The 18,328-nt window shown below is 65.4% G+C and carries 11 protein-coding genes; 8 read left to right on the forward strand and 3 right to left on the reverse strand.

The genetic code is table 11. The features are described from left to right. Nucleotides 1-495: 495 nt before the first annotated feature. The 4 genes from GGQ90_RS17340 to GGQ90_RS17355 are packed head-to-tail and all read left to right on the forward strand — an operon-like array spanning nucleotide 496 to nucleotide 7,340. Complete coding sequence (locus GGQ90_RS17340) at nucleotides 496-2,025, forward strand: Wadjet anti-phage system protein JetA family protein (protein WP_188083235.1); 1,530 nt, start codon at nucleotides 496-498, stop codon at nucleotides 2,023-2,025. Next, nucleotides 2,015-2,683 (forward strand): DUF4194 domain-containing protein, encoded by a 669-nt coding sequence (locus GGQ90_RS17345; protein ID WP_188083236.1) that lies wholly within the window; start codon nucleotides 2,015-2,017, stop codon nucleotides 2,681-2,683. The genes GGQ90_RS17340 and GGQ90_RS17345 overlap by 11 nt, the downstream gene beginning before the upstream one ends. Continuing rightward, entirely contained in the window at nucleotides 2,680-6,123 is a 3,444-nt protein-coding gene (locus tag GGQ90_RS17350; protein ID WP_188083237.1) for an SbcC/MukB-like Walker B domain-containing protein, read from the forward strand. The genes GGQ90_RS17345 and GGQ90_RS17350 overlap by 4 nt, the downstream gene beginning before the upstream one ends. 29 nt (nucleotides 6,124-6,152) lie before the next feature. Further along, entirely contained in the window at nucleotides 6,153-7,340 is a 1,188-nt protein-coding gene (locus GGQ90_RS17355; RefSeq protein WP_223178312.1) for a Wadjet anti-phage system protein JetD domain-containing protein, read from the forward strand. Between the two features lie 22 nt (nucleotides 7,341-7,362). Here the strand turns inward: GGQ90_RS17355 and GGQ90_RS17360 are convergent, their stop codons facing one another. From GGQ90_RS17360 to GGQ90_RS17370, 3 genes are all read right to left on the reverse strand, one after another. Continuing rightward, nucleotides 7,363-8,787: a CapA family protein gene (locus GGQ90_RS17360; protein ID WP_188083239.1), complete on the reverse strand. Its 1,425-nt coding sequence runs from the start codon at nucleotides 8,785-8,787 to the stop codon at nucleotides 7,363-7,365. 92 nt (nucleotides 8,788-8,879) lie between these two features. Continuing rightward, the gene (locus tag GGQ90_RS17365) at nucleotides 8,880-10,370 is read right to left on the reverse strand and encodes a sensor histidine kinase (protein ID WP_188083240.1); all 1,491 of its coding nucleotides are present in this window, start codon (nucleotides 10,368-10,370) and stop codon (nucleotides 8,880-8,882) included. A gap of 27 nt (nucleotides 10,371-10,397) precedes the next feature. Beyond that, on the reverse strand, nucleotides 10,398-11,063 hold the full coding sequence (locus tag GGQ90_RS17370; protein ID WP_004208320.1) for a response regulator: 666 nt from the start codon (nucleotides 11,061-11,063) through the stop codon (nucleotides 10,398-10,400). A 278-nt stretch (nucleotides 11,064-11,341) separates the two neighbouring features. On the opposite strand from GGQ90_RS17370, the gene GGQ90_RS17375 reads away from it, so the two are divergent. From GGQ90_RS17375 to GGQ90_RS17390, 4 genes are all read left to right on the forward strand, one after another. Continuing rightward, nucleotides 11,342-12,976, forward strand: coding sequence for a serine hydrolase domain-containing protein (locus GGQ90_RS17375; protein WP_188083241.1), 1,635 nt, complete (start codon nucleotides 11,342-11,344; stop codon nucleotides 12,974-12,976). Nucleotides 12,977-13,048: 72 nt separating this feature from the next. Then, the gene (locus tag GGQ90_RS17380) at nucleotides 13,049-15,757 is read left to right on the forward strand and encodes a TonB-dependent receptor domain-containing protein (protein WP_188083242.1); all 2,709 of its coding nucleotides are present in this window, start codon (nucleotides 13,049-13,051) and stop codon (nucleotides 15,755-15,757) included. A 158-nt stretch (nucleotides 15,758-15,915) separates the two neighbouring features. Beyond that, entirely contained in the window at nucleotides 15,916-16,821 is a 906-nt protein-coding gene (locus GGQ90_RS17385; RefSeq protein WP_188083243.1) for a LysR family transcriptional regulator, read from the forward strand. A gap of 151 nt (nucleotides 16,822-16,972) precedes the next feature. Next, nucleotides 16,973-18,328: an MFS transporter gene (locus GGQ90_RS17390; protein WP_188083244.1), complete on the forward strand. Its 1,356-nt coding sequence runs from the start codon at nucleotides 16,973-16,975 to the stop codon at nucleotides 18,326-18,328.

The following is an 18,328-nucleotide window of genomic DNA, read 5'->3' on the forward strand; positions in this document are numbered from 1 at the left end:
GAACGGTCCGCGAACAACTGTTCAAATCATTAAGGAGACCGGCCTCGTCCATGGCATTATTAGGCCATAGAAGCATTTTATAATGGTTAAGGGCAAATTGCTTCTTCTGTTCGCAAAATGACGATCCATCCCGCACAACAGGATCGCCCTTAATATATGAAATTACAGAAAATATCGTCAGGAACAGGATGTGTTTTACAAGTTATACATCAAAATCATCGCGTTTCCCGCAATTCCGCCATCGGCTTGCCCGGCTCGCTCGAACATGGCATCTGCGCCGCCCGAACCCATATTTTTGCTGGACAAGCCCCTGTCGATGGCCTTGCGCGACGCCGCGCACCGGCCTTCGTCAGGCGCTTCGCCGGCATTGCCGAGGACAATGCGCCAGCCTGCCCGTTACCCGTTCCTGTCCGACACGCAGTGCGCCGGCGATATCCCGATCGTCGCGCCCATGCCGGATAGCATGCCATCCCCCGCGATGAGCCTTGCCGCCTGATGCTCTTCGGCCAACTCCATTCCGACATTTTCGCGCTGTTCGCCGGGTCGAACCGCTTTCTCTACGAGCGCGTGCTGATCGGCCTCTATGAGGGCTTCTACCGTTCCGACCTGCATTTCCCGACCCAGGGTGAGGTCGTCCAGCTGATCTACACGCTGCTGGGCGACAATGCGGAGCTGTGGCGCGAGGATGAAAGCCCGGTGGTGCTGGACAAGCTGGCCGCGCGCCCCGGCCGCCGCGTGCGCCGGCGCAAGCTGGAAGCCGCCGACGCACAGGCGACCAGCGCGGCGATGATGCGCGCCCGGCACATCTACAACCGGCTGCAGGCAACCGGCTGGATCGAGGAAAGCCGCTATGGCCTGAAGGTCACGGTCGACATGCCGGCCGGCGCCATGCGCCTGGCCGAATTTCTCTGCAGCCTGCGCGAAGGCCTGTCCGACCAGCTTGGCGGTCTTGTCATCCAGGTCAAGAACGAGCTGGAAGCGCTGCAGCGCAATGCGCGGGAAAATGCCCCCGGCCTGCACAAGGCGGCGCGCGACGCCGCCAGCTTCGGCCGCTATCTGCGCAGCGTGCTGAGCGCGCTGCGCGACATCGACAAGCGGGTGGTGGAAAGCGACAGCGTCGGCCGCCGGCTGCGCCATTATTTCGAGGATTTCGTCGAGAAGCTGCTGCTGCAGGATTATGCGGCCATCTCGACCACGTCCCATCCCTATCGCTTCCGCCATCGCATCTTTACCGCGCTCGACGCGATCGAGGATTCGATCGCCGACGTCGCCGCCATCGCCGAAGCCTATCATGAGGCCCGGCTGGCGCCCGATCCGTCTGCCGCCCGTGATCTGGTCTATGACGATCTGCACAAGGTGCGGCGCGTGTTCGACCAGATAGAGGAGGCTTTCGAGCGCATCCAGCAGCATCGCAGCCGGCTGGAAACGCGGCTGCGCAACACCGTCCGCTATGCCGGACGGCGCGGCAACAGCTTTCTCCAGCGCAGCGAGCCGATGCTGCTGCAACTCGACCGGCTGCTCGCCCGCACGGATGAGCAGGATATGGCGCCGTCCATGTCCGGCCTGCTGGAACCGCGCCGGTCCTATTGGTCCCCCGCCCTGCTCGCGCGGCCGCGCACCTATCGTTCGACGGTTTCGGGCGGGCTGCTGGTCCTGCCGCCGCCCGATCCCCTGCGCGAATGGCGCAAGCGGCTGGACCGGGACTATCTGGCCCGCCTGGCCGTCACGCCCGAACAGGTCAGCCGCTTCCTCGAACGGCGCGTGGCGCCCTTCGGATCGGGCGAGGCCAGCCGCTTTCCGATCGAGACGGTCGATGATTTCCTCACGCTCGAAGCCCTGCGCCTGTCCGTGCTGGCCGCCGATGCCGACGGCCGGGGCAATGCCATCGCCAACCATCTGGCGCCCCATTTCCGCTTCTCGGTCGATATCGGATCGACCATCGACAATGACTGGCTGCACTGCGCGGGCTTCACCGTCTCGCGCATCGGCGACACCGTGACCCCAGAGATACAAGATGCTCAGTGAATTTCAGACCCTGGAGGCGCGCGATCCGCGCCGGATGCACCGCGTGACCCAGGCGATCAGCCAGTTGCTGCGCCATCAGTTCCTGCATGTGCAGGATCGCGGCTCATCGGCCCTGCTCGAAGTCCTGCTCCGCCCCGATGTCGAGCGGCTGGTGGCGGATTATTTCGAAGTTGCGGGCTATCGGCTGGTGGTGCGCGAAAGCGAAGGCTGGGCCGGCATCCTGCCCGACACCGAACAGATCGGCCATCCGCGCATGCGGATCGATGAGACGCTGGTGCTGCTGCTGTTCCGCCGATTGTGGGAAGAGGGCATCCAGGAAGGCGATGTCGAGCGCTATGGCAGCGTGATGGTGACGCTCAACGCCGCCTATGATGCCTATCAGGACATGGTCGCCCGTGCCCGCCGCGCGACGCTGGGCATCAACGAGTTCAAGGCGCTGGTCACCGCGCTCGACCGCCGGGCGATCGTCCATATGGGCGACATCGACGAAGAGCTGGAGGACATGCCGATCACCATCCGCGCGCTGATCGCCACCGTCGCCGGCGAGGAGTTCATGGCCCATCTCGAACAATTGCTGGCCGGCGGCGACTATCAGGAAAGCGAGACGGAGGAGCCCGTCATCAACCTGGATGACGCCGACGAGGAGGAGGTCGCATGATGCAGCTTGCCCATATCGCACTGGTGCAATGGCATCTGTTCGGTCGCGAGGACCTGGCCGTCGGCGGCGACACCGCCGTGCTGGGCCAGAACCGCTCCGGCAAATCGACGCTGATCGACCTCATCCAGGCAGTGATGACCGGCGGCTCGCGGCGCTGGTATCAGTTCAATCGTTCCGCCGGCGAAACCGGCAGCCGCAAGTCGGAACGCACGCTGCGCGGCTATTGCCTCGGCCAGCTCAATGAACATGAATTTCTGCGCCAGGAATCCGTCACCCACATCGTGCTGACGTTCGACGACCCCGATGGTGTGGGCCCGCCGGTGAGTGTGGGCCTGTGCGTCGAGGCGTCCGCGATCGAGGATGCGCAGGTGGTCGGCCGCTATATCGCGCCCGGCGTGCGAGTGGATAGCGAACTGCTGATCGAGCATCTGGATGGCGGGCAGCAGCGCTCGGCGCCCTGGAATCTGGTGCGCGAACGGCTGGAGCAGGCATGCGCCGCGGCCGGCACCCAGCTCATTCGCCCCGACGGCCCGCGCAACCATATCCGCGAATATATGCGCCAGCTGTTCACCGGCCGGCGCCATAGCGACCCGGAACGTTTCATTCGCGCCTTCATCATGGCCCTGTCGTTCGAGGATATGCGCTCGGTCGAGGGCTTCGTGCATAATTTCCTGCTCGCCCGGAACGACATCGACATCGGCGAACTGCGCGAGGGCATCCAGCGCTATCGCGACATCCAGAAGGATGTGCATGAACTGGAGCGACGGCTCGACGCGCTGCGGGCGCTGGCCGAACTCGTATCCCGCTTCGTCACCTTGCTGGAACGGGAGGATGTCGCCCGCGGCACGGCCCGCCTCGCCGCCATGATCGAGGCGGGGGCCGCGCTGATCGCCAATCTGCGCGAGCAACGCGATACGCTGGCGGCGCTGGACGACATCCAGCACGACATCGGCCGCTGCGATGCGGAGATCGCGGCGCTTGGCGACAGGCAGGACAGCCTGCTCGCCCAGTCCGTGGCGGAGGGTGCGGCCGGCAAGCGCGCCGTGGTCGCCAGTGAACTCAAGGCCGTGGATCTCGCCCGAACCGGCGTGGTGCAACGGCTCGAAGCCCGCTTCCGTGCCGCTGCGCTCGGCGCCAGTCTGCTCGATCATCGCGAGCGGCTCGCTCCGCTGAAGCTCGGCGCCCTGTTCCAGGCGCTGGAGGCGCTGCGGCAGCAGAGCGACGGGCTGGAGCCGCCGACATGGCCACGCGATCCGCTGGCGATGGAGGAACTGATCGCCACCGCCCGCCGCAGCGCGATCGACACCGTCGAAAAAATCCAGGAACGACGCGACCAGGCCATCGCCCAGCGGCGCGGTCTGCAGGACGAACTGGCCGATCTGGTCGCGCGCCGCGACAAGGCCCGCGCCGGCCAGGTGAGCCTGGATGATCGCACCGTGCGGCTGATGGCCGCGCTGGAGCGGGAGAATATGCGCCCGCGCACGCTCTGCCAGGTGGCCGAAATCATCGATCCGCAATGGCGCGAAGCGGCCGAGGCGCTGCTCGGCCGCGACCGCGAGGCGATCCTGGTCGATCCCGAACATGCGTCCCGCGCGGTCGAGATCGTGCGCGCCAACCGCGATGGCTTCCGCGGATGCCGGGTCATCAACAGCCGCCGCCTCGCCGAACAGCCACCCGGCTTCGACACGGATTCGCTGGCCACCGTCTTTGCCAGCGACGACCCATTGGCTATCGCCTTCCTCCGCTTCCGCACCGGCCAGGTGCGGCTCGCCGGCACCCAGGCGGAATTGCTGGCCGGCGGCCGCGCGATCATGCGCGATGGCGCCTATAATAGCGGCATCGTGGTCGAGGTGCTGCGCACCCGCGACCTCAAGATCGGCCGCGCCGCAGCCCCGCTGATGGAGGCCGAACTGCTCGCCCGGATCGAGGATCGGCAGGCGCTGATCGCCGTCCATACCGAAAGCGAGCGGTTCCACGACGATATTCATCGCAAGCTGCTGCCGCTGATGGGCGATGTCGATCCGGCCGACCGGCTCGACCTGCTGGTCGCCGCGATCGACCAGCATGAGGAAAGCCGCACCGAATTGCAGCACCGGCTCGACAAGATCGCGATGACGGTCGACCCGGCAATCCAGCACAATCTGGACAAGGTGAAGCTGCAACTGCGCAGCGCCACCGAGGAAAAGGAAGAGCTGATCGGCCGGCGCGGCCAGCTTGGCCAGGCCAGGATCGAAATCCAGCGACGGCTGGATGCGGGCGATGCCCAGCCCGGCTCCTGGCTCTGCCTGCGCTCACGGCGCGCCCTGTTCAAGGATCGGGTGCGCTCATCGGCCGGCCTATCGATCCTGCGCGAGGTCTATCGCCAGCAGCGCGGACGCCCCCTGCCCCGGCTGGTGCAGGAGATGATGAAGCGCGCGGACGAGGCCCGCGACGCCTATCAGGCGTTGCAGGGCGAAATTCGCGAGACGCTGGGCCATTATCGCGCCGATTTCGACAATAGCGCGCCCATTGCCCTGCCCGGCGCGATCGCGACCGAGGTAAAGCCCTGGCTCGCCGCCAATATCGCGGCGCTGGAGGAGAATGAGCTGATCCAGTATCGGCGCCAGGCCGACGAAGCCGCCGAGCAGATCGGCCAGCTCTTCCGCACCGCCTTCATCCATGAGCTGAACGCCCGCTTCAACGATCTGCGCTCGGAACTGGACAACCTCACCCGCGCGCTGCGGATGCGACCGCTCCATGGTGAGATCTACACGCTCCATGCCCGCCCCAAGGAGGAATTCGCCGCGCTCCACCGGCTCGCGCGTGAGAGCGAGCATGACGAACTGACCTTCGACGCCCTCTTTGGCCGGGCCGCCCCGCGCGACGCCGAACATGCCCGGGCGCTGGCGGAGGTCGAACGGCTGCTGAGCGACGAGTCGCTCGATTTCTCGGCCTATCAGGATTACCGCAACTACTTCACCTTCGACCTGCGCATGGAGGATGTGAACAAGGGCCGCACCACCAGCTATGACAAGCGCAAGGGCACGGCGAGCGGCGCGGAGCGGCAGGTGCCCTATTATGTGGTGATCGGCGCGGCGCTGGCCAGCATCTATCATGGTGCGCGCCGGCAATATGAGCGCGCGGAGCTGGGCCTGGGCCTTGCCGTGTTCGACGAGGCGTTCAGCAAGATGGACGGCCCCAACCAGCGCACCCTGCTCGAATTTTACGACGATATCGGGCTGCAGGTGGTGATCGCTGCGCCATCGGAGAAGCGCGCGGTCGTCTATGAAAATCTCGACAGCGTGATCGACGTGTTCCGCCATGGCGACAATGCCAGCGCCGAAGCCGTCCGCATCAAGCCCCATGCCCGCACCCAGATGCGCGCCGCCAACCCGCAGCATCTGGACGATGCCGCGCTGGCCGAACGGCTCGACCTCTTCGCGCTGGATGATCCTCAATGACCAAGAGGCGGTTCAGTGATGTCGGTCGGATGATCCACGACCTTCTCGACCGCCATGAGATGCTGCCACATGCGATCAGCTTGCGGGCCTATGTCGACGAGGAGGCATTTTCCAGCGTCGAAGCACGGGACCGCTTCCTGCAAGCACTGAAAGCCGCAGAAGCGACTGGTGGCCTCCGCATCAAGCAGACAAGGGACAAGGCGGACATTGCTCATGTCCGCCTGGCAGAGCCCGCCGCCCTTTACGCCCATGTCGGACGCCGGCCAGCCCGTAGCGATGTCGATGCAAGGCTGGCGACGATCCGTGCGCGCGCTGGCCCGTCAGCACAAATGATCGCCCTGCTTGAGCAGATTGCCGAAAGCTGGGCGCGTGGCGTAGGATGTTTCGGCCTTACTCCCCATGATGTGACCGGCCTCGCCGACGCGCTCGAACTGGTGCAGGCACTTGCCGCGCGGATGAACGCGGGCGACGCCAGCCTGATCGATTATCGCAGCTTCTCGCGATCAGCGGGGACCGACAGCAAAGCGCTCGAACGGCTGACACCGATCGTGGCGCGGCTCTTCGCCTATCTCCATCCCGATCATGCGCCCGAAGGCAGTTGGTCGCCGAAACATTGGCTGACCGGTCTGGGCGTCGTTCGGATGCCCCAGCCCCTTCTGCTCAGCGGTTCGCTCATGTTGGGCGACCAATCGCTGCCTCGGCTAAGCTATTATGGCATACCACCGGAGCAGGCGGCCGACATCGCCCTGGCAGGGCCGGTCGCCTATGTGCTGACCATCGAAAATTACGTCTCTTTCGTGCGGCATGTCCGGGAGATCAATGCCAATCTCGACGCCCTGATCATCTATACCGGGGGTTTCCCCTCCCACGCCCATCTACAACAGATTGTCCGTTTGGCGGCCGCCGCCGATGCGCCGCTGCTCCACTGGGGCGATATGGATGGCGGCGGCATCCGTATTTTCAGGCATCTGGAAAAGGCGCTGGCCGATCACGGGCTGCGCCTGCATCCCCATCTCATGGATTCTGCGACGCTCATTGCGCAGGGCGTGCCCCGCGCCATGGCGTTGCGCAAGGCCGATGCGCCACCGGCGGACAGCGCGATCTATCCTCTCTGGGAAGTGCTCGCCAATTACGAGCTGATGCTGGAGCAGGAAAGCCTCACGCCGCACCACCCCAATTTACGCACCGCTTCGGGCCGCAACGCCCCAAAGCGGTGAACGCTTCCTTCCCGCTATTCGATCAGGGACGGGTCGTCGCCACGCGGATCAGGCCAACGCCCTTGACCGTCTCGATCTTCGTACCGAACGGCACGGACAGGCGCTGCAGCCGCTCCAGGATGCGCGCGCCGACGCTGGCATCGGCCAGGTGCGGCACGCCCTTGCCCGCGCCCGTCGCATTGACGCCCAGGTCGACGGGATAGAGGCGGATTTCGCTAAGCTGCCCATCCTTATAATGGCTGACCGCGATCACCGTTTCGTAGAGGTTGGGATCGCCGAACTCCTTCGCGCCGCGTGCCTGCAGCAGTTCGGGCGCGGTCACACTGCCCGGCGTGATGCCGAACTGGTCGTACATGTCGGCCGGCAGGTCATCCAGGCTGTTGTTCATCATCGCGAAGTTGCCGAGCGAATAGAAGATCGGCTTGCCCTTGTAGATCTCGATCCCGCGCAACTGGTGCGGGCCATGACCGACATAGGCGTCCGCGCCGGCATCGATCGCCTGATGCGCCAGACCCTGGGCGAAATTGGCGGGCGTCTGGCTGGCATTGCCGGGCTCATGATTATGCAGCGAGAAGACGGCGAAATTGCCGTTCTGCTTGGCCTGGCGCACGGCCAGCATGTTGGCGGCGACATCCCTGGCATTGAGATCATATTCGATCGTCATCGGCGCGGTCGGGGTTGCGGTCGACCGATATTCGCGCCCCTTCATCTTGACTGGCGCGTCAGCCTTGGTGCCGGCCAGCCGCGCGATCGTTGCCAGATCGGTGTCGGACACCAGGCCGACCTCGACGCTGCGGATGGCATTGGCGCCGCCGCGTCCGGGCACCTGGCCCAGCGGATCGGAGGCCGGCGACATCGGCGTGAAGCTGGTGGTGGCCGACACCAGCCCGACGCGGCCATGCGGTCCGTCATAATAGGCCGGGGCACGGGCCGCGGTCATCGAACGGCCGGTGCCGGCATGGACGACATGCGCGTCGTCCAGCAGCGCCAGCGTGTCATACAGCCCCTCCACGCCCCAGTCGGTGGCGTGGTTGTTCGCGTGGCCGACAATGTCGATGCCCATCTTCGCCACATCGGCCGGGACGGCGGGATCGGCCAGCATCCAGGTGCCACCCGACTCCGCTTGGGGCGAACCCTTGAAGGTCTTGAGGTCGAGCGCAGTCGTCTCGAAATTGCCGAAGGTCACGTCCGCGCCGCGCAGGATGCGCAGCATGTCGGGTGACTGCTGCTCGATCGTCGCCAGCATCGGCCGCAGATAGATGAGGTCGCCGACCGCCGCGAAGCTGAAATCGCCGGCTATCGGGCTGGTCGGCACGCGGTTGGTCGACAGCTGGCCGCCGCTTTCCTCTTCCTCGGCATGGGCCGCGATCGGCGCGGTCAGCATCAGCGCGGCGCCGGCCAGCGACAGGCTGCGGACCGCGCGGCGGCGAAGAATCTTGGACAGCATCAACGGACTTCCCCTTTGTAACTTTGTGTCGGGGATAGCCGGTCGGGCTGACATGAACCTGTCGCCGGGGCGGGCTTTTCTGTTCAGCGGCGCTATTCGGCGCGAAATGCGATGGTGACGCACAGTCCCCGGCCGGTCCGTCCGTCGGCCAGGCTGATCTGCGCGCCCATTCGGTCCGCCAATGCACGCGCGATCGGCAGGCCAAGGCCGGTGCCCGGCGTCGCGCTGTTGCCCGGCATGCGGTAGAAACGGTCCCACACCTTTTCGCGCTGCGCCTCGGGAATGCCCGGACCATCATCGTCGATATCGACCATCGCCTGCCCCTCGCGACGATAGAGGTGGACGGTGACCGTGCCCCCCGGCCGATTGTAGCGGATCGCATTGTCGAGCAGATTGCCGATCAGCTCCGCCGCAAGCCCCGGCTGGCCGACCGCCATGGCCGGGCCGACCATCGCCTTGTCATAGCCGATTTCGATATCGGCCGGCGCCTGGGCCGCGCGATCGGCGATCACGTCCGCGGCGACTTCGGACAGGTCGAACGGCCCCATGCGCATGTCGCCATCCTCCTCGCTGCGGGCGAGCGCGATCAACTGGCGCAGCAATTGCTCCAGGCTGTCGATAGCGTGGGGGATGTCCTGCAACGCTGCCTTGCCCTGCAGCGAGGTCGCGCCATAGCGATCGAGCACGTCGAGATGGACCCGCGCAACCGCCAGCGGCGTGCGCATCTGGTGCGAGGCGTTGGAGGTGAACTGCCGCAGCGAATTGGTCGCCCGCTCCAGCCGCGCCATCAGCCCGTTGAAGGCCGCAACGAAGGGCTTGATCTCGACCGGCGTGGCTTCGGCCATTTCGATACGGAAGGCCGGCGACGCCTCGCGCCGGGCGGCCTCCACTTGGCCCGTCAGGTCCGACAGCGGCCGCAGCCCCCAGCGGATCGCCCACCAGAAGAGCAGCCCGGTGACCAGCAGCACCGCGACGCCGACCAGCAGCACCTGGCGCAGAAACAGCCGTTCATAGGCGGACCGGTCATCCAGATAGTCGGCAATCTGGATCGCGATCAGCCTGTCATCGCCATAGGCGCGGCGCATCTCGGTCGCGATCCGCACCGGCTTGCCGTGCAGCGTACCGCTGCGCAGATAGGCCGCCTGGGTGACATAATGGGCGTCCGCCGGATCGAGATAGCCGCGCACCAGCGGCGTCTTGCGATAGGCATTCTTGAAGGTCGCGGGCGGATGGCGATCGGTCACGCCGTCCCAGTCGGCGCGATAGTCAGCGGGTGGCTTCAGGCTGGGATCGCCGGCGACCAGCCTGTCGCCGCGATAAACGCTGTAATGGACCACCGGCCGGGCGCGGCGCTGGAGCAGGTGGATGACCAGCGGCACCAGCCGCTTCTGATCGGCCGGCGGGCTGTTATAGGCAAGGCTGAGCGTCCGGACCGACCCCACCAGCACCCGATCGACCGTGTCCGCCTCGGTATTGTGATTGACCAGTGCGGTGATGACGGAAAAGACCAGCACCAGCGCCGTCAGCGGCATCATCACCGCGCCGGTCAGGCGCAGCCGCAGCGAGGAAGACAATCTGCGCATATGTGTGGCTGTCGATCAGTCCGGCGCTCAGGCCGCTTCGATCATATAGCCCAGGCCGCGGATCGTGCGGATCGACGGACCTGAAGGCTGCAACTTGCGGCGCAGGCGGCCGACATAGACTTCCAGCGCGTTGGGCGTGACCGCATCGTCGAAGTTGAACACCTCGGCCGACAGCCTTTCCTTGGCCACCACCTTGCCCGGCCGGCCCATCAGCGTCTCCAGCACCGCCAGTTCGCGGCGGCGCAGGTCGATCATGCTGCCTTCCAGATAGACGGTGCGGCTGGAACGGTCGAAGCTCAGCGTGCCGATGCGCAGCACCGGATCGAGCGTGCCCTGGCTGCGCCGCACCAGCGCGCGAACCCGCGATTCCAGTTCGCGCGGGTCGAACGGCTTGGCCATATAATCGTCGGCCCCGCGATCCAGACCATTGATCCGGTCGTCGATCATGTCGCGTGCGGTCAGGATGATGATCGGCGTCCGTGCGCCCCGCGCGCGCAGCCGGCTCAGCACTTCCAGGCCGTCCAGGTCGGGCAGGCCCAGGTCCAGGATGATCGCGCTATAGGGTTCCTGATCGGCCAGTCGCAGCGCATCCTCGCCGCTGGTCAATATGTCGACGGCAAAGCCCGCGCCTTCCAGCGAGGCCATGATCCCCCGCGCCAGACGCTCATCATCTTCCACCAGCAACAAACGCATTACAGCACTCCTACCGATCCCGGCAGGCACCCTCGATCGACATTAAATTGCGATACGCATCCACAGCAGGAATGCAAATACCAAATAAAAAGCCCTTATCTTGCCGTTGATTGCAAGATCGGTCGCCTCACCCCTCTCTGTGTCAGGTTCGTGACAGCGACTCCGGTTAGGACTCGCCAGGAAAGACGGACGACGACGGATTTTCCGCCGTACGCGCCGCCAGAAAAAACAGATCGCAGCGCGGCAAGAGCGCTTCGGGCGCACAAGGGGAAATAGTTATGACGACCGTTCGGTCCTCGCTTGCGGGGGCGCTCATCTGCATGGCTGCGGCACTGCCCGCTGCCGCCATGGCGCAATCGGCCAGCCCAGTCCCGGCTGATGCCGCATCGCTCGCCCGCCTCGACGCGCTGTTCGCGCGCTGGAACAGCAAGACCGCCCCCGGCTGCGCCATCGCCGTCTCGCGCAATGGCCAGGCGATCGCCACCCGCGCCTATGGCATGGCCAGCCTGGAACTGGGCGTCCCCCTCACCCCGGACAGCATCTTCGAGGCCGGATCGGACTCCAAGCAGTTCACCGCCGCCGCGACCCTGATGCTGGCACATGCCGGCAAGCTGTCGCTGGACGATGACATCCGCAAGGTCGTGCCGGAAATGCCCGATTACGGCACACCGGTCACCATCCGCCACCTGCTGCACCACACCAGCGGCCTGCGCGACTGGGGCTCGGTCGCCGCGATCGAGGGCTGGCCGCGCAACAGCCGCACCGCCGACAATCAGGACATGCTGAACATCGTCGCGCGCCAGAAGGAACTGAACTTCGCGCCCGGCAGCCATTATCTCTACAGCAACAGCAACTATAACCTGCTCGCCATTATCGTCGCGCGGGTCAGCGGCCAGTCGCTCGCAGACTTCACCCAGGACCATATCTTCACGCCGCTGGGCATGACCCACACCCGCTGGCGCGACGATCATGGCGATGTCGTGCCGGGCCGCACCGGCGCCTATGAATTCGACGATGGCGTCTATCGCAACGACCAGGTGATCGAGGACGCATATGGCAATGGCGGCCTGCTGACCACGGTCGGCGATCTGGTGAAGTGGCAGGCGGCGCTCGATGCCGACACGTTCGGCACCGGCTTCACCGCGCAGATGCAGACGCCGACCAAGCTCAATGACGGCACGCCGATCGCCTATGCGCTGGCGCTGGTGAACCTCGACCATCATGGCCAGCAGGAAGTCAGCCACAGCGGCTCGACCGGCGGATACCGCGCCTGGATGGCCCGCTATCCGCAGCACAAGCTCGCCGTGTCGCTGCTCTGCAATAGCGGCAATGCCGATACGCCGATGCTGGGCCGCGATGTCGCCGACATCTTCCTGCCCGCCTACAAGGCCAGGGCCTATACGCCCAAGGGGCCGCTGCCCTCGGGCCTCTATGCCGATGGCATGACCGGCTTCCCGGTCCGCTTCGACAGCGACGACAAGGGCAATCTGCGCGCCGACGGCCGGGTGCTGACCCCGGTGGGGCCGGGCCGCTGGGCGCAGCGCGAGGATATCTTCGCCTTCGGCAAGACCGGCCTGACGCTGGAACATCGCGAGGGCGAGAAGATCGCCTATCGCAAGGTCGATGCCGTCACCGCCTTCGACGCCAAGCCCTATGTCGGCCGCTTCTGCGGCGTCGACACCTTCGCCTGCCTCAGCTTCAAGCAGCAGGGCGACACGCTGACCTATAGCGGCCCGCGCTGGTACGACACGCCGCTCAGCCCCGCCTATGCCGACGTCTTCACCGGCGAGGCCGCGCCGGGCGCCGGCCGCATCACCGTCAAGTTCGAACGCGACGCATCGGGCGCGGTCACCGCGCTGCGCTTTGGCGAAGGGCGTGCCTACGACGTCGCCTTCCGCCGCGTCGCCGACTGATTTTCAGCCATCACACAAGAGCCGCTCGGGTCGCGGCCACAACAAAGCAAGAGCAAAAGGGGACTATTGGAAATGCGTATTGAAGACACTGGATTTCGCCGCCTGCTGATGGCGGGCAGCGCCGGGGCCGCCCTGGTCCTGTCGCTCGCCACGGCGCAGGTCGCCATGGCACAGGACAGCACGCCCGCCGCCGACGATGACGCCGGTTCGATCGTCGTCACCGGTTCGCGCATCGACCGCAAGGGCTTCGACGCGCCGACCCCGACCACCGTCGTGGGCGAAAGCGAACTGCGCCAGGGCGCACGCCCCAGCATCGCGCAGGTGCTGAACGATCTGCCGCAATTCCGTGCGACCCAGTCGCCGGCCAGCACCGTCGCCAACACCAATTCCTCCTCCTCGGCGATGGACCTTCGCGGCCTGGGCGTCACCCGCACCCTGACCCTGCTCAACAACCGCCGCTTCACCGGTTCGTCGGACCTCAACACCGTGCCGCAGGGCCTGGTGAAGCGGGTCGAGATCGTCACCGGCGGCGCCAGCGCAGCCTGGGGCTCGGGCGCGATCGGCGGCGTCGTCAACATCATGCTCGACGATGATCTGGAAGGCCTGACCATCGGCGCGCAGAACGGCGTGTCGTCGCGCGGCGACGGCTATCGCTACAGCTTCGACGGCACTTTCGGCACCCACTTCGCCGACGGCCGCGGCCACTTCATGATCGGCGCCGAATATCAGAATGACGAAGGCATTCTCGACCGCAACTCGCGCAAGAATGTCGGCAGCGCCAACCTCTTCTCGCCGACCACGGGCGACCATGACTATATCCTGGTGCGCGACGTCAACGCGTCCAACACCAGCCTGGGCGGCCTCATCAATGCGGGCTCGCTCAAGGGCCAGACCTTCAACAGCGACGGCACGCTGCGCGCCTTCCAATATGGCAGCCAGATCAGCGGCACGACCATGGTCGGCGGCGAAGGCGTGGCCACCAACGACGAATATTCGCTGACCAACCCCTATCAGCGCGTCAACAGCTATGCCCGCGCCAGCTTTGAAGTGGGCGACGCCACCTTCTGGGCGGACGGCAGCTACAGCCGCATCTGGGCAAAATATCCCTTCTATGCGGAAAGCGGCACCTACACGCTGTCGGCCACCAACCCCTATCTGTCGTCGGACATCCAGAACCAGTTGGCCGCTGCAGGTGAAACCACCGTCAAGATCGGCCGCGTGTTCGAGGATTATGGCTATCGCACCTTCGGCTATTATCGCCAGAATGTGGAAGGCGCGATCGGCGTCGACGGCAGCTTCGCGGACGGCAAGTGGCGCTTTTCGGCCTATTACAGCCATGGCGAAAACCGCAACATGCAGAGCTATGACAACCAGATCACCGGCACGAACCTGACCAACGCGCTCGACGCGGTGAAGGATTCGAGCGGCAACATCGTCTGCCGCGTCGCCCTGACCGATCCGTCGACCGCCTGCCGTCCGCTCAACATCCTGGGCACCGGCACCGCCAGCCAGGCCGCGATCGACTATGTGTTCGGCAACACCGCCCGCGTCGTCTACACGACCAAGATGGACAGCGCCGGCACCAGCCTGCGTGGCGACCTGTTCGAAACCTGGGCCGGTCCCGTTTCGGTCGCCGTCGGCGCCGAAGCGCGCTGGGAAGAGCAGGTTACCAACAGCCTGGACGCCACCTCGGCAGCCGGCGGTTTCAGCCGCTTCAACTTCTCGCCGCTTAATGGTGGGTTCAACGTGCAGGAAGGCTTCGCCGAAGTCGCCATCCCGCTGCTGGATCAGCCCTTCAGCAAGCTCGACGTCAATGGCGCGGCCCGGTACAGCCGCTACAGCACCAGCGGCGGCATCTGGTCGTGGAAGCTGGGCCTGACCGACCGTATCTTCGACAATCTGCTGATTCGCGTGTCGCGTTCGCGGGACATCCGCTCAGGCAGCCTGGCCGAACTCTACACCACCAGCACGACCAGCTTCACCACGGTTGCCGAAATCGATGATGAGGGTGAGAGCCACACCTATTCCATTACCCGCTACGGCGGCGGCAACGCGAACCTGAAGCCCGAAATCGGCAGCACGCTGACCTTGGGCGCGGTGTTCACGCCGACCTTCCTGCCCGGCTTCAATCTGTCGGTCGACTATTATAACATCAAGCTGAAGGACGCGATCACCTCGCTGGCTGCGCAGGACGTGATCAGCGGTTGTGCCGGTGGCAACGACAATCTGTGCAGTCAGATCGTTCGCGACAGCGACGGTGCGCCCACGACCATCTATACCACCTATATCAACCTGGCCGAATATAAGACCAGCGGTGTGGACTTCGAAGCCAGCTACACCCTGCCGCTCAACAAGGTCAGCGGCGGCATGAACGGTACGATGCGCTTCCGTGGCCTCGCCACCTATGTCGACAAGGTGCTGATCAACGATGGCAAGACCATCGTCGACCGTGCCGGCGACGTGGGCGACAATGTCAGCTTCGGCACGCCGCACTGGCGCGCCACCGGGTCGATCAACTACAGCAGCCAGGACGTCTCGGTCGACGCCCGCGTCCGCTATGTCGGCGGCGGCAAGTTCAACCATGCGCTGGACATCGCCAACAACGACATCGCTGCCCGCGTCTATGTCGACCTGGGTGCCCAGGTGAATGTCGACAAGTTCACCCTGTTCGCCAACGTCAACAACCTGTTCGACCGCGATCCGCCGCTGACCACCTATGGCGCGATCCACTATGACACGATCGGCCGTTACATGACGGTCGGTGCCAAGGTTCGCTTCTGATCCCTGGCTGACCGATGTGCGCGGGCACCCCCTTGCCCCCTGCCCGCGCACATTGAAAACCCGCCTTCGAACGACCGGCAACCACGCGGCGGGCTTTCATGCGCCGCCCCGCTGGGCTAGCACGCGCTTTCCATCCGGTGCAGGATCATGGACGTTCGATGCTCACGGTTCGACAGATAGAAATTTTCCGCGCCGTCATGATCACCAAGACGGTCAGCGGCGCCGCGCGGATGCTCGGCACGTCCCAGCCCGGCCTCAGCCGGATGCTCGGCCATATGGAGGACCGGCTGCAGTTCCGCCTGTTCGACCGCACCCGCGGCCGGCTGGTGCCGACCCAGGAAGCCGGCGTGCTGTTCGAGGAGATCGAGCGCATCTACAAGGGTTTCGACGATCTCGCCCATGTCATCCGCCGACTGGCCAAGGGGGAGGACAAGACCTTTCGCGTCGGCGCCTCGCCATCGCTCGGCCATTCGATCCTGCCCCAGATGCTGGCCCGCCTCAGCGCCAATTATCCCGGCCTCACCATCCAGTTCGACATTCTCTCGGTCGAGCAGGCGATCGATTATCTTGCCCTCCAGCGCGGCGAATATGCGCTAACCGTCTTTCCGATCGACCATCCCAACATCCTGTCCAGCCGGATCGGCGTCGGGCGCATGGTCTGCGCCGTGCCCAGCCATCATCCGCTGGCGGATCGCGACCGGATCGGCGTCGCGGACCTCGCCGGCGCGCAGTTGCAATCCTTCCGCCCCGACACGCCCCATGGCCGGATCATCGCCGACATGTTCGCCCGCGCCGGCCAGGAAGCGGACGTTTCCACCTATATCCGTTTCGCCGAAACCGCCGTCGCCTTCGTCGCCAACGGCATGGGCGTGGCGCTGGTCGACAGCTTCACCGCGATGCAACCTCATGCCGACACTGTCCGTTTCCTGGAATTTGAAGACCCCGGCGTGCTGCCGGTCTATATCAACCGCAATCTGGAATCGCCGCGCGCCATCATCGGCGAGACGTTCGAGGAGATTGCCCGCAGCGCGATGCTTGCCCTGCCACGCCCGCCAAAGCCATAACATAGCGATATAGCGAAGCGCATCTGGATCGGTGGAAATTACCTATTGAATGGATGAGGCATAGGCATCCGCAGAATAGAAGCCGACAGGCCACCGGATCAGCAAGGCAAGGGCGCAGGGCGCCGCGAGAGGATGAAAGGCATTATTCGAAATGGCCAGCTATTCCGCCACCGGCAGCGTGTCCGTGCGGCCCTATGTGACCGTTGACGGCCAGGCTGCGCCCGTCGCATCGGACAGCCAGTGGACCGCGCGCCAGATACTGGTCGTCGCCATCTGCTTCATCCTCAACATGCTCGACGGCATGGACGTGCTGATCCTGTCCTATATCGCCCCCGCCCTGTCGACCGACTGGCAGGTGACACCCGAACGGCTGGGCGTGGTCTTCAGCGCCGGGCTGGCCGGCATGGCCGCCGGCGGCCTGCTGATCGCGCCGATGGCGGACAGGTTCGGTCGCCGCAAGCTGATCCTCGCCTCGCTCGTCATGATGGCCGGCGCCATGTTCGGCTCCGCCATGGCCGCCAATATCGGCGAACTGATCGTCAGCCGCTTCATCGTCGGCATCGGCATCGGCACGGTGCTCGCCAGCATGGCGGCGCTGACCGCCGAATATGCCCCACCCCGGCACCGCACCTTCGCGGTCGGCTTTCTCCAGGCCGGCTATCCGGTCGGCGCGACCATCACCGGCTTCGTCGTCGCCAACCTGCTGCCCATCTATGGCTGGCAGGCGATGCTGCTGGGCGCGGCGATCCTCTGCGCCCTGTCCCTGCCCTTCGTCTGGCTGCTGCTGCCCGAAAGCATCGATTTCCTGCTGACCCGCCAGCCCAGGGGCGCACTGGAGAAGGCCAACCGCCTGCTCCGCTCGATGGGCCAGCCGGCGGTCGATGCGCTGCCCGCCAAGAAGGTGCATGAAGCCCACAAGGCCGGCGTGCGCGGCCTGCTGGCGGACGGACGCGCGACCGGCACCATCCTGCTGTGGATGGCCACCATCTCGGGCTTCATGACGCTCTATTTCGTCATCAGCTGGATTCCCAAGCTGGCGGTCGAAGCCGGCCTGCCGGCCAAGGACGCCATCTATGCCGGCGCCATCTACAATATCGGCGCCTTTGTCGGCGTGACCCTGATCGGCATCGCCGGCACCCATTTCGACCTGCGCCGCCTGATCCTGGGCTATATGTCCGCCGCCGCCGTCACGCTGGTCCTGTTCGGGTCGGTCGCCATGCCGCTGGTCGCGACGCTCACCACCGCCTTCTTCATCGGCGTGTTCGTCCAGGGCGGCTTCAACGGCTGCTATCCGCTCGCCGCCAGCCTCTATCCGCCCGAAGCACGCGGCACCGGCATCGGCTGGGCCATGGGCGTCGGCCGGATCGGCGCGGTGATCGGGCCGATGCTGGGCGGCTTCCTGCTCGCGGCGAAAGTCTCACTGCCTGTCATTTTCGGTGTCTTCGCCGTGCCGGCCGTCATCGCGGGCATCTGTGCCGCGATGATCCGCCTGCCCAAGGCCGACTGA

It is taken from the genome of Sphingobium scionense, from assembly GCF_014197035.1.
Taxonomy (GTDB): Bacteria; Pseudomonadota; Alphaproteobacteria; order Sphingomonadales; family Sphingomonadaceae; genus Sphingobium; species Sphingobium scionense.

What these genes read in the sequence shown, in the direction of transcription:
- GGQ90_RS17340 (WP_188083235.1), top strand. Translation starts at nt 496, where the DNA reads ATGCTCTTCGGCCAACTCCATTCCGACATTTTCGCGCTGTTCGCCGGG.
- GGQ90_RS17380 (WP_188083242.1), top strand. Translation starts at nt 13,049, where the DNA reads ATGCGTATTGAAGACACTGGATTTCGCCGCCTGCTGATGGCGGGCAGC.
- GGQ90_RS17350 (WP_188083237.1), top strand. Translation starts at nt 2,680, where the DNA reads ATGATGCAGCTTGCCCATATCGCACTGGTGCAATGGCATCTGTTCGGT.
- GGQ90_RS17385 (WP_188083243.1), top strand. Translation starts at nt 15,916, where the DNA reads ATGCTCACGGTTCGACAGATAGAAATTTTCCGCGCCGTCATGATCACC.
- GGQ90_RS17345 (WP_188083236.1), top strand. Translation starts at nt 2,015, where the DNA reads ATGCTCAGTGAATTTCAGACCCTGGAGGCGCGCGATCCGCGCCGGATG.
- GGQ90_RS17360 (WP_188083239.1), bottom strand. Translation starts at nt 8,787, where the DNA reads ATGCTGTCCAAGATTCTTCGCCGCCGCGCGGTCCGCAGCCTGTCGCTG.
- GGQ90_RS17365 (WP_188083240.1), bottom strand. Translation starts at nt 10,370, where the DNA reads ATGCGCAGATTGTCTTCCTCGCTGCGGCTGCGCCTGACCGGCGCGGTG.
- GGQ90_RS17355 (WP_223178312.1), top strand. Translation starts at nt 6,153, where the DNA reads ATGATCCACGACCTTCTCGACCGCCATGAGATGCTGCCACATGCGATC.
- GGQ90_RS17390 (WP_188083244.1), top strand. Translation starts at nt 16,973, where the DNA reads ATGGCCAGCTATTCCGCCACCGGCAGCGTGTCCGTGCGGCCCTATGTG.
- GGQ90_RS17375 (WP_188083241.1), top strand. Translation starts at nt 11,342, where the DNA reads ATGACGACCGTTCGGTCCTCGCTTGCGGGGGCGCTCATCTGCATGGCT.
- GGQ90_RS17370 (WP_004208320.1), bottom strand. Translation starts at nt 11,063, where the DNA reads ATGCGTTTGTTGCTGGTGGAAGATGATGAGCGTCTGGCGCGGGGGATC.